8 protein-coding genes are annotated in these 10,747 nt (G+C 64.1%); 2 read left to right on the top strand and 6 right to left on the bottom strand.

Annotated features, from left to right (window positions below; genetic code table 11):
- The first annotated feature begins 357 nt into the window (after positions 1-357).
- Entirely contained in the window at positions 358-2,025 is a 1,668-nt protein-coding gene (locus ACEWQZ_RS06085; RefSeq protein WP_476482183.1) for a mechanosensitive ion channel family protein, read from the top strand.
- Between the two features lie 6 nt (positions 2,026-2,031).
- On the opposite strand, the gene ACEWQZ_RS06080 is transcribed toward ACEWQZ_RS06085, so the two are convergent.
- The 3 genes from ACEWQZ_RS06080 to ACEWQZ_RS06070 all read right to left on the bottom strand — a co-directional run bounded on the left by ACEWQZ_RS06080 (position 2,032) and on the right by ACEWQZ_RS06070 (position 4,905).
- Complete coding sequence (locus ACEWQZ_RS06080; RefSeq protein WP_476482182.1) at positions 2,032-2,574, bottom strand: glutathione peroxidase; 543 nt, start codon at positions 2,572-2,574, stop codon at positions 2,032-2,034.
- Positions 2,575-2,675: 101 nt separating this feature from the next.
- The gene (locus ACEWQZ_RS06075; protein WP_476482181.1) at positions 2,676-4,007 is read right to left on the bottom strand and encodes a TRAP transporter large permease; all 1,332 of its coding nucleotides are present in this window, start codon (positions 4,005-4,007) and stop codon (positions 2,676-2,678) included.
- A complete protein-coding gene (locus ACEWQZ_RS06070) occupies positions 4,000-4,905 on the bottom strand; it encodes a TRAP transporter small permease (RefSeq protein ID WP_476482180.1) in 906 nt (301 codons plus the stop codon). Before ACEWQZ_RS06070 ends, ACEWQZ_RS06075 begins: the two co-directional genes overlap by 8 nt.
- Before the next feature lie 179 nt (positions 4,906-5,084).
- Between ACEWQZ_RS06070 and ACEWQZ_RS06065 the strand changes: the two genes are divergently transcribed.
- Positions 5,085-6,239, top strand: coding sequence for a TRAP transporter substrate-binding protein (locus ACEWQZ_RS06065; RefSeq protein WP_476482179.1), 1,155 nt, complete (start codon positions 5,085-5,087; stop codon positions 6,237-6,239).
- Positions 6,240-6,299: 60 nt separating this feature from the next.
- Here the strand turns inward: ACEWQZ_RS06065 and ACEWQZ_RS06060 are convergent, their stop codons facing one another.
- The 3 genes from ACEWQZ_RS06060 to ACEWQZ_RS06050 all read right to left on the bottom strand — a co-directional run bounded on the left by ACEWQZ_RS06060 (position 6,300) and on the right by ACEWQZ_RS06050 (position 10,746).
- Positions 6,300-6,569, bottom strand: a complete 270-nt coding sequence (locus ACEWQZ_RS06060) for a DksA/TraR family C4-type zinc finger protein (protein WP_476482178.1) — start codon at positions 6,567-6,569, stop codon at positions 6,300-6,302.
- The gene (locus ACEWQZ_RS06055; protein ID WP_476482177.1) at positions 6,569-7,471 is read right to left on the bottom strand and encodes a cation diffusion facilitator family transporter; all 903 of its coding nucleotides are present in this window, start codon (positions 7,469-7,471) and stop codon (positions 6,569-6,571) included. The genes ACEWQZ_RS06060 and ACEWQZ_RS06055 overlap by 1 nt, the downstream gene beginning before the upstream one ends.
- A gap of 194 nt (positions 7,472-7,665) precedes the next feature.
- Positions 7,666-10,746, bottom strand: a complete 3,081-nt coding sequence (locus ACEWQZ_RS06050; RefSeq protein WP_476482184.1) for a type I restriction endonuclease subunit R — start codon at positions 10,744-10,746, stop codon at positions 7,666-7,668.
- Between the last annotated feature and the right edge of the window lies 1 nt (position 10,747).

The raw sequence follows: 10,747 nt of genomic DNA, 5'->3' as shown, positions 1-10,747 counted from the left end.
TGCTTGGAGCCCGTATTCCCGGCCGCGAGCCGGGATCTTCTTGCCACGGCTTCCCGCCCTCGGAAGGCCCCGGCTCAAGTCCGGGGCTGCGGGACCGGAGCTGGCTGAGTGGATACCGTATTCCCGGCCTCGAGCCGGGATCTTCTTGCCAAGGCGACCGGCACTCTGAAGGCCCCGGATCAAGTCCGGGGCTGCGGGACCGGAGTTGGCTGATTGGATGACGTATTCCCGGCCTCGAGCCGGGATCTTCCTGCCAAGGGCACCGGCACTCGGAAGGCCCCGGATCAAGTCCGGGGCTGCGGGGAACCTAGGCCGGCAGGTGCGGATCACACGAGACCTGATGTAAGGTCTGGTTCCATGAACCTTTCAACCGCCACGCAGACGCTGCGGCTTGCCGGCACCACCGCCCTGCTGATCCTTCTGGCGGGCCTGGCTGTGGCTCAATCCACGCCGCCCGAGCGCTGGTTCGAGGTCGAGGCGTTCAACGCCGGCCTGGGCGAGACGCCAACCGATCTCGACCGCAGCACGCCGCGCTCGGCCGTCAGCGCGCTGCTGGCAGCTACCGACCGCGCTGAGTTCACCCGCGCCGCTCATCTCCTCGATCTCTCGCGCCTGCCGGTCGACGAGCAGGCCGAGCGCGGGCCGGAGCTGGCGCGCCGGCTCGCGGAAGTGATCGCGCGCACGATGGTAATCGACTGGCGCGAGCTGCCGGCCCGCGCCGATGCCCTGCTGGAGCGCTCGGCCAGCGATGAACCGCTGGCCGGCCAGCCAAGGCGCAGCCTGGAACTGAGCGTGCTCGATCTCGAGCGCCGGCCCGCCGAGATCCGGCTCAACCGGATCAAGCCCGCCGAGCGCGAGGCGGCCTGGGTGTTTTCAGCGCACACGGTGGCCGATATCGACGGCCTCTATGAACGCTACGGCCCCGGCTGGCTCGAGCAGCGCCTGCCCGATGCCCTGCAGCGCCCGGCATTCTGGGGCACGCGCATGTGGGAATGGCTGGTATTGCCGCTGACCATCGCCGGGCTGATCCTGCTGGGCTGGCTGACGCACGGCCTGCTGGGCTGGTTCGGGCGCTGGCTGCCGGTTGACTGGATCAACCGCGCCACCAGCCGCATGCGCATGCCGCTGACCGTGGCGCTGATGGCGCTGCTGGCCCAGTTCCTGACCGGCTGGCTGATCAGCTTTTCCGGCTTTTTCTACACCGTGCTCACGCCGCTGCTGATGGGGTTGGTCATCGTCGGCCTGACGCTGGCCACGCTGCGCAGCATCGACGCCACGCTTGAAAAAGTGACCGAGCGCTTCGTCAATGACATCGACGACAGCAGCGACCGCGATCGCCGCGAGCTCTATACCTCGATCTACGCGCTGCGCCGCTTCGTGCTGCTGGCCGCCGTGCTGCTCGGCTCGATCCTGTTTCTGACCCAGCTGCGCCTGTTCGACAACGTCGGCCTGTCGCTGCTGGCCTCGGCCAGCGTGGTCGCCGTCATCTTGGCGATTGCCGGGCGCACGGTCATCGGCAACATCCTGGCAAGCCTGCAGATTGCCATCGCCAAGCCGGTACGCATTGGCGATGCCATCGAATACGAAGGCAACTGGGGCTATGTCGAGTCGATCTACTACACCTTTGTGGTGCTGCGCACCTGGGACGGGCGGCGGCTGCTGGTGCCGGTGCAGCACTTCATCTCGCAGCCGTTCGAGAACTGGTCGATGGTCGACGCCAGCCTCACGCGCACCATGTCGCTGCGACTTGACCACAGCGCCAGCCCCAAGAAGCTGCGCGAAGCGTTCAGAAAGCTGGCCGAAAACGACGAGCGGGCTGTCGTCGATGAGCTGCTCATGACCGCGGTAACCGCCCACCACGAGGACTATCAGGAGATCACCTTCTACGCCACCGCGGCCAACCCCACCGACGCCTGGCTGATGGAGATGGACCTGCGCGAAGGGATGGCCGACTGGGTACGCCGCCATCATCCCGAATGGTGGCCGAGCGATCGCGTCGAACTGCGTCGCCCGGACAAGAAATAGAGAAGGTCAGCGCCGCAGCAGTTCGGCGACTCGCTCTTCCAGGCGGCTGTTCATCGGCTCGACTGCAGACTCGAAGCGCTCGACCACCCGGCCGTCGCGGTCGATCAGATACTTGGTGAAATTCCAGCCCGGCTCCCCTGCCGCGGCGTTGAGCGCCTGAAACAGCGCATTGGCCTGCTCGCCCTTGACCGAGCTGGGGGCGAACATCGGAAAGGTGACGCCGTAGTTGGCGTAGCAGACATCAGCGGTGGCGATCTCGTTGTCGAGCTCCTGCGCAAAGTCGTCGGAGGGAAAACCGAGCACGACCAGACCGTCACCGCGATACTTCTGATAGAGCTGCTCGAGCCCCTCGAACTGCGGCGTGAAACCGCACTCGCTGGCGGTGTTGACGACCACGATGACGTCTCCGGCATGGGCCTCGCAGAGGTTGGTTTCGGTTGACGTGGCCAGGCCACGATGCGAATAGTCCAGCAGGTTGCCGCATTCGGCCAGGGCCACTCCCGCCATACCGATCAAACCGGCAATGAGCACCACAACACGCAGGATCATATCGATTCCTCTCCAGAGACGCGGTTGATATTGAACACCCTGCCGCGTTTATGCAAGGTGAACAGTTCGCCAGTGTACCCCGCTGCCGGATGACTACCCGATCAGTCCATCAGCTCGGGCAGGAACAGCGCAATCTGTGGAAACAGCATCAGCAGCACGGTCGCAAGCAGCAGAATGAACACGAACGGCGGAGTGCCGGCAATGACATCCAGATAAGGCCTTCGGAAAATCGCCACGGCGGTGAAGATGTCGCAGCCGAAAGGTGGCGTGGCCGAGCCGATCGCCGCCTGCAGAACGACGACGGTGCCGACGTGAACCGGGTCGAGCCCCGCCGACTGAATGGCCGGAGAAAAGATCGGCGTGAGGATGAGGATGACCACGATGGGGTCGACGAACATGCAGCCGACAAAATAGGCGACCGCCACCAGGGCGAGAACCATCAGCGGATTGTCGGCGGCGTTGGCGACGACATCACCGAGCAGCAGATCGGGAATCTGCGCGAACGACACGATCCATGAAAAACCCATGCCGGCGGCCACCAGGATGAAGACCACGGCGGTGATCATGCCCGTCGACAGCGCGACCTCGGGCAGATCGCGAAGCTTGACCTCGCGATAGATGACCATCTCCAGCAGCAGCGCGTAGGCCACCGACATCGACGCCGCCTCGGTCGGGCTGAAATAGCCGCTGTAGATCCCGCCGATGATGATGACCGGAAAACCGAAGGCCAGCAGCGCCCGTCTGAGAGCCTGAAAGCGCTCGGGCCAGGTGGCTGCAGGCTGCGCCGGGATCTTCTTCCAGATCGAGACGATGTAGCAGTACACCGCAAACAGCGCCAGAATCAGCAGGCCGGGGCCGATGCCGGCAATGAACAACTCCCCGACCGAAGTCCCCGAGGCCACGCCGTAGATGATCATGCCGATCGACGGCGGAATCAGCAGGGCGATGTCGCTGGCGTTGATGATCAGCGCCATCGAAAAACGATCGCTGTAGCCGGCCTCGAGCAGGCGCGGCCGAAGCGGCTGGCCCATCGCCACCACGGTGGCCTGCGTGGAACCCGACACCGCACCGAACAGCGTGCACGAGACCGCGGTGGTCACCGGCAGGCCGCCGCGGATGTGGCCGACGAACTTGCTCACCAGATCGAGCAGGCGGTTGGCCGTGTGACCCTTGATCATGATGTCGGCGGCCAGGATGAACATCGGCACCGCCACCAGCACGCTCTGCTCGACGCCGCCGATCATCTGCTGCACCAGCATTCTCGGCTCGAGCATGGAAAACCTGGCAAACAGCAGGATCATGGCGCCCACCATCAGCGGCACCATCATCGGAAAGCCCAGCAGCAGCAGTACCACCATGACACCGGCAGCCACCAGCGCCACCTGCGCGTCGCTCAGTGCAGCCAGACCCAGCAGATCGAGAAACTCAGCCATCAGTTTTCTCCCGCTGGCCCTGGTCGGCGGCCTGCTCTTTTTCCGCAGCATTGACGAATGACGCGTGCTTGGCGGCCTGGCTTTCGTCTTCGTACTCGTCGCGGTGGTACCACGACAGATAGTTGTCCCGACTGATCACGTTGCGCAGCCCGGCAAGGAAGAACTGCACTCCACCAAGGAAGAACCCCAGCGGCACCACCATATAGATCAGATAGACCGGGAAACCGGTCGAGGGCATGATCCGGCAGCGGCCGCTGCGGTTGTCCACCAGCTCGATGAACCACCCGAACAGGAGCGCGCCGAGCGCCAGCCCCAGAGCCAGCGCGCCCAGGATGATGAGGTTGCGCTTGAGCTCGGTCATGCCGTTCAAAAACCTTCCGCCCAGCTCGGCCACCATGCGGATGAAGTGACCGGCCAGCACCATCGCCACCAGGGTGAGCGCAACCCCCAGCCACAGCGGCGTGGCCGCAAGCCACTCCGGCAACACGCGGCAGCTGCGCTGCACCGACTGCGCATACTCCCAGCCGTAATCGGCCAGCATGAACAGCAGCACCGAGGTGCCGAAACTGACGATGATCAGCAGCACCTTCCGGGCGCGCTCGGGCAGCAGGTCATGAATGGCGGACACGCGGATATGGCGGGCGCTGCGTGCGCCGATCCCGATGCCCATGAAAGTGACCACCACCAGCAGCAGCTGCGTGACGTCGGCGGCAAACTGCAGGCTCGAGCCCAGCGTGTTGCGCGAGATGACGTTGGCGACGCTGACAATCGCCATGGCTGAAATTCCGGCCACGAGGACGAATCTTTCGAACCAGTCCAGGCCCCGGTCGAACCAGCTGAACGGTTGGCGCACGGCCCGGCGCCAGGGGCCGGGTGCCCTGGCCTGCGAGTCGCTCACTGCTGCCCCTGCGCCCGTGACCGCTTCGCCCTGCCCGTATTCACCGTCGATGTCCCTCTTCGCTGCGTGAAACTGCCGGCCATTCTACACGGCTGCCGCAAGCAACCGCGACGCGTGCCCGGCCGCGACCGTGGCCCATGTTATGTTGATTGACAGCCTCAATTTCGGGAACCAAAGACATGGAGCGAGCGAGCATTCACAAACTCGGCCTGACGCTGCTGCTGACGCTGCTGTTGTGCGCCTGCGGTGATTCCGGACAGGCACCGCCGGCCGACAGCGGCAGCGACACGGCCGCGCCAGCGCAAGCCGACAAGTCAGCAACCTGGCGCTTTGCGCTCGAAGAAGTTCAGGGCAGCGTGCAGGATGCCTACGCACAGGAGTTCAAGCGGCGCATCGAGAAACGCAGCGACGGAGCAATCAACGTCGAGATCTACCCCTACGGCACGCTGGGCACCTCCGCACAATTGACCGAGATGGCCCAGGGCGGCGGCCTCGAGCTGGTTTTCGCCTCACCCGGGCATCTGGCCGACCTTATTCCGGAGGTTGGCGTATTCACGCTGCATTTCGTGCTGTCCGAGCACAACGAGGTCAATCGCGAAGTGCTTTCGGACCCGGCGGTCTATGCCCTGTTCCAGCCGGAATACAACAACCAGGATTTGCATCTGCTCGACATCATCCCCGAGGGCTGGATGGTATGGAGCAGCGACAAGCCGCTGCGCACTCTGGCTGATTTCGAGGATTTCCGCATTCGCACGATGACCTCGCCCATCCTGGTCGAGTCCTATCAGGCCTACGGCGCCAATCCGACGCCGATGCCCTATTCCGAGGTCTACAGCGGGCTTCAGCTCGGCCAGATCGACGGCCAGGTCAATCCGATGTTTGCCATCCAGGAGATGAGCTTCTACGAGGAACAGGACGTGCTGACCTACGGCCGCCACGCCCAGTTCATCTCCACCCTGGCGGCCAGTCAGCAGTGGTTTGAATCACTCAGCGACGAGCGCCGCCAGATGGTGCTGGAAGTGCGCGACGAGCTGGTTCCGTGGATCGACAAGGAGCAGATCCAGTTCAACGAAGAGCGCCTGCAGATCATCCTGGACGAGGGCGGTACGGAATTCGTCGAGCTCAACGACGAAGAGCGCCAGGCGTTCAGAGAGGCGAGCAAGGGCGTGCGCGATACCTACATCGAGCAGGCCGGCGTCACCGGCAAGGAGATTCTCGACACCCTGCTGGAAAAAGTCGCACAGGCCGACGCCGAAATCGAAGCCAGCGACGACAGCGGCAACGCCGCCGGGCCGGAGACAGAAACGAAGGGCGACAGCCAGGGCGAAAACTGATCCGACCGGCTGCCCCGACCCTGGCCCGCGGCCGCGGGCCGGGCGCCGGACTGCCGCTGCTCAGCGCAGCTGGCTGTCCTTGCTGCCGCGCCGGTTGTAGCCGCTGAAGCTCTTCTTCTCGGCCTCGTCGAGCTCTTCCTGGCAGACCACGCACAGCCGCACGCCCGGCAGCGCCTTTCTGCGAGCCTCGGGGATCGTCTCGCCGCACTCCTCGCACTCGCGCAGGCTTTCGCCTTTGGGAATGCGACTGCGCACCCGCGCCAGCCCATCCTCGACCGTGCTGTCGATCTGATCCTGCACGGCATCGTCCCTTGCCCAACCGCCGGCCATCAGCGACACGCCTCGGGCTGGTGCTCGCAATGGCCCGGCTCGGGCAACTCGGGCTGCAGCGTCGGGTGGTCGATGTTCCAGGTGTCGAGCAGTGTTCGGTTAAGCGCCGCCAGGGTCTCCGGCCAGTCGGCCAGATCGGCCACCACCACGTGCGCCGACAGCGCCACGCGGTCGCTGGCGACCTGCCAGACATGAAGATCATGGATATCGTCCACCCCCGTCACCGACGACATGGTCGCGCGCACCTGGTCGATGTCGAGCCCCTGCGGCACGCCTTCCATGACCACATGCGCGCCCTCCAGCAGCAAACGAACGGCGGCGACCAGGATGAGGACGCAGATCAGCAGCGACAGGATCGGGTCGATGGGCGTCCAGCCGGTGGCCAGAATGACAATACCCGAAGCCAGCGCGGCCACCGAGCCCAGCAGATCACCCATCACGTGCAGCAGCGCACCGCGCACGTTGAGGTTGCGCTCGCCACGGCTGAGGATCCAGAAGACGAGCAGGTTGACCAGCAGCCCCATCAGGGCCACGACCATGACCATTCCGCCGCTGACCTCGCGCGGGTCCTGAAAACGCTCCACGGCGCGCCAGGCAATCAGGCCCACCAGCGCCAGCATGACCGCACCGTTGATCAGGGCGGCCAGCACCTCGGCGCGCCCGTAGCCCCAGGTCCGCCGGTTGCTGGCCGGGCGCGCTGCAATCCAGGCGGCAAGGGCAGCCAGGCCCAGCGCCGAGGTATCGGCAAGCATGTGGCCGGCATCGGCAACCAGCGCCAGCGAGCCGGCCCAAAGGCCAGCGAAAAACTCGATGGCGGCGAAACCGAGCGTCAGGCAAAGCGCCCCGATCAGTGCCTTGCGGCTGGAGGGCGCATGATCATGAGCGTGATCTTGAGAATTCATGTTCGCGACTGTAGCGCACAAGGCCAGAGTAATAACATTGCGACTGCTGCCGACAAGAAAAAGCCCCGCCGAAGCGGGGCTTTTTCAACTGACTGTCAATTGCCTGCAGCAATTCAGTCCATCTTGCCGGTGACCCAGTAGTCGATCAGGTCTTCGTTGTTCTCGATGAGCTGACCGACGGCTTCTTCGGTGCGTCAATAACCTGCGCTTCCCGGGCTGGATTGCGCCCTGGCGGCCCCGCCCTCCGGCTGAAGGCGCTCGTAGACCTCGTGGAGCAGATGCTGTTTGGCCACACGACGAAAATCGTCGTCGTTCATCAGCCGCCCGAAGATCTCCTCGTTGCCGTCCATGCGCTCGATGAACAGGCCCTCGAGCATCTTCTCGAACACGTAGGCGAAGTTGTCGACGCTGTTGGCTTTCGCGGCCTCCTGAAGGGTTTCGTTCTCAACAGCGGATTCGGCGATCTGGTCGAAGAACAGCTGTTCGGCCGGCGTGAATTCGGTGCCGAAACGCTCGTTTAGCTTGCCGATCAGGGTCGACAGCTCCACCTCCTCGTCTTCCCCGCGCCCGGTCCCCACTTCGGTGGGGCCGTAGAGTTCCCGCGCCTCGCCTACGCCAAGATCGATCGCCCCTTCGCTGATCTTCTGCAGCCGATAGTACTTCAACGCCACCTCGTCCTCGAGTTCGAACACCGTGTCGTCGCTGCGGCGCGGCAGTTTGGAAAGCAGGAACCGGGCGTAGCCATAGAGCTTTTCCAGGCTGCTGTCCTGGTAGGGGATGATCTGGGCGAGAAAACCGTAGAGGTTGCGGAAACTGGCCAACTGGCCCTTGAAGCCTTCCTGCTCATCGTCGTCGAGTGCCTTGTAGCGTTCCACTGCCCGGTCGATGATGGCGTTGATCTTGCGGTGATCGGCCGGGGTGGGCTCGTGGCGATTGCGGTACCAGATCTCGGAGAAGGCGTTGACTTCGTCGGCAAAGAACACCTGCGCCTCTTCCAGGCGGTGCTGCAGGGTGTAGAGCTGCTGCGGGTCGCTGGGCTCGCCGACGGGCGTGACCTCGTAGTAGGACTTGAAAGCCTGAAAGATCTCGTCGCGCTCGTTGACAAAATCCAGCACGAAGGTGTCTTCCTTGCCGGGCGCGGTGCGATTCAGACGCGACAGGGTCTGCACGGCCTGAACGCCGGCCAGGCGCCTGTCGACGTACATGGTATGCAGCAGCGGCTGATCGAAGCCGGTCTGGTACTTTTCGGCCACCAACAACACCTGGTAATGCTCGGAATCGAATCTGTCCGGCAGCTCCGACTCCTTGATGCCCTCGTTCATGCCGACCTCGGTGTAGCTCTGATCGGGAAAGTCCGGATCGGTCACGCTGCCGGAAAACGCCACCAGCGAACGAATGCCGGTGATGCCGTTGTCCTCGATGTACTTGTCGAAGGCCTGCTTGTAGCGCACCGCGTGCAGGCGCGAACCGGTCACCACCATGGCCTTGGCCCGCCCGCCGAGCTTGTGGCGGGTGTGGTGACGGAAGTGCTCGACGATCACCTCCACCTTCTGCGCGATATTGTGCGGGTGCAGGGAAAGGAACCGGGCCAGCGCCTTGGCCGCCTTGCGTCGCGGCACCTGGGGGTCGTCCTCGATCGACTTGATCAGGCCGCTGTAGGCCTTGTAGGTGGTGTAGTTGGCCAGCACATCCATGATGAAACCCTCCTCGATGGCCTGGCGCATCGAGTAGAGGTGAAACGGCGGCTCGCCGTCGGGGCCGGGTTCGTTGAACACCGCCAGGGTCTTGTACTTGGGCGTGGCGGTAAACGCGAAAAAGCTGATGTTCTCCTGGCGCGGGCGCTTGAGCATGTCCTCGAACAGGGCCTTGCGCGCCTCCCCGGACAGGTCTTCCTCCTCCACGTCCAGGAACTCGCCGGCGATGGCTGATTCGATGCCGTCGCGGTTGAGCACTTTGCGAAGCTCCATGGCGGTCTCGCCCGACTGCGAGCTGTGCGCCTCGTCGACGATCACGGCAAATCGTCGGCCGCCGGTCTCGAGCGAGACCTCTTCGCCCTTGTTCGCCAGCGTTTCCATCGCCTGGTTGATGAAGGGAAACTTCTGGATGGTGGAGATGACGATCGGCACGCCCGACGACAGCGCCTGGGCGAGCTGCCGGGTGTTCTCGTCGATTTTCTCGACCACGCCCTGTTTGTGGTCGAACTGGTAGATGGTGTCCTGAAGCTGCTGATCGAGCACGCGCCGGTCGGTAATCACCACCACGCTGTCGAACACCTTCTCGTCGGCGGCATCGTGCAGGCTCGAGAGCCGGTGTGCCAGCCAGGCGATGGAATTCGACTTGCCCGAACCGGCCGAGTGCTGCACCAGGTAATTGTGGCCCGCCCCTTTCTCCCGGGCGCTGGCTACCAGCTTGCGCACCGCGTCGAGCTGGTGGTAGCGCGGGAAAATCAGCGTCTCCTTCCGGTGACGCTTCACCCCGCGCTTGGTCGTGATCTTCTTCTCGCTCACTTCCAGGTGCAGGAAGCGGGCCAGGATATCCATCAGGCTGTCGCGAGACAGCACCTGTTCCCAGAGGTAGGCCGTTCGATAGTTGTTCTCGCCCGCCGGCGGATTGCCGGCACCGAAGTCATGGCCGCGATTGAAGGGCAGAAAGCGCGTCTTCCCGCCGGACAGCCGGGTGGTCATGAACACCTGGTCGGGGTCGACGGCAAAATGCACCAGCGCGCGCTGCTTGAAGCGGAAGATCGGTTCTTCCGGATCGCGGTCGCGACGGTACTGGCGCATGGCGTCCTCGGCGCTCTGCCCGGTCATCGGGTTCTTCAGCTCCAGCGTGACCACCGGCAGGCCGTTGACCGACAGCACCATGTCCAGCGACTTGCGCGGATGCTGCTCGCTGAAATGAACCTGCCGCATCACCCGCAGACGATTCTGCGCGTAGGCCTCGGCGGCTTCCGGATTCATGCCGGTATTGGGCGCGAAATAGGCCAGCCGAAAGGTCTTGCCGAAGCATTTGAAGCCGTGGCGCAACACATGCAGCGCATGCTTGGCGGCCAGCTCCTTGACCAGCGATGCCAGCAGCACTTCACCGGCCTGCTCGCCCTGCAGCTTGACCAGCGACTGCCAGCGCCTCGGCTGGCTGGCCTGAACGAATGCCAGCACCTCATCGGGAAACAGGCCCCGCACCGTATCGAAACCCGCTGAATTGCCCTTCCCAAAGCCGCCCTGCTCGATCAGCGACTGTTCCATGGCCTGTTCGAAGTAGGTTTCCTGGTGCATA

Source organism: Wenzhouxiangella sp. YN1, from assembly GCF_056324145.1.
The sequence above is the reverse complement of the archived record's forward strand: the minus strand, read 5'-3'. Positions and strand labels throughout refer to the sequence as shown.

Excerpts from the sequence above, each read along its gene's own strand:
- ACEWQZ_RS06085 (WP_476482183.1), top strand. The coding sequence starts at position 358 with ATGAACCTTTCAACCGCCACGCAGACGCTGCGGCTTGCCGGCACCACC.
- ACEWQZ_RS06080 (WP_476482182.1), bottom strand. The coding sequence starts at position 2,574 with ATGATCCTGCGTGTTGTGGTGCTCATTGCCGGTTTGATCGGTATGGCG.
- ACEWQZ_RS06075 (WP_476482181.1), bottom strand. The coding sequence starts at position 4,007 with ATGGCTGAGTTTCTCGATCTGCTGGGTCTGGCTGCACTGAGCGACGCG.
- ACEWQZ_RS06065 (WP_476482179.1), top strand. The coding sequence starts at position 5,085 with ATGGAGCGAGCGAGCATTCACAAACTCGGCCTGACGCTGCTGCTGACG.
- ACEWQZ_RS06060 (WP_476482178.1), bottom strand. The coding sequence starts at position 6,569 with ATGGCCGGCGGTTGGGCAAGGGACGATGCCGTGCAGGATCAGATCGAC.
- ACEWQZ_RS06055 (WP_476482177.1), bottom strand. The coding sequence starts at position 7,471 with ATGAATTCTCAAGATCACGCTCATGATCATGCGCCCTCCAGCCGCAAG.
- ACEWQZ_RS06050 (WP_476482184.1), bottom strand. The coding sequence starts at position 10,746 with ATGCACCAGGAAACCTACTTCGAACAGGCCATGGAACAGTCGCTGATC.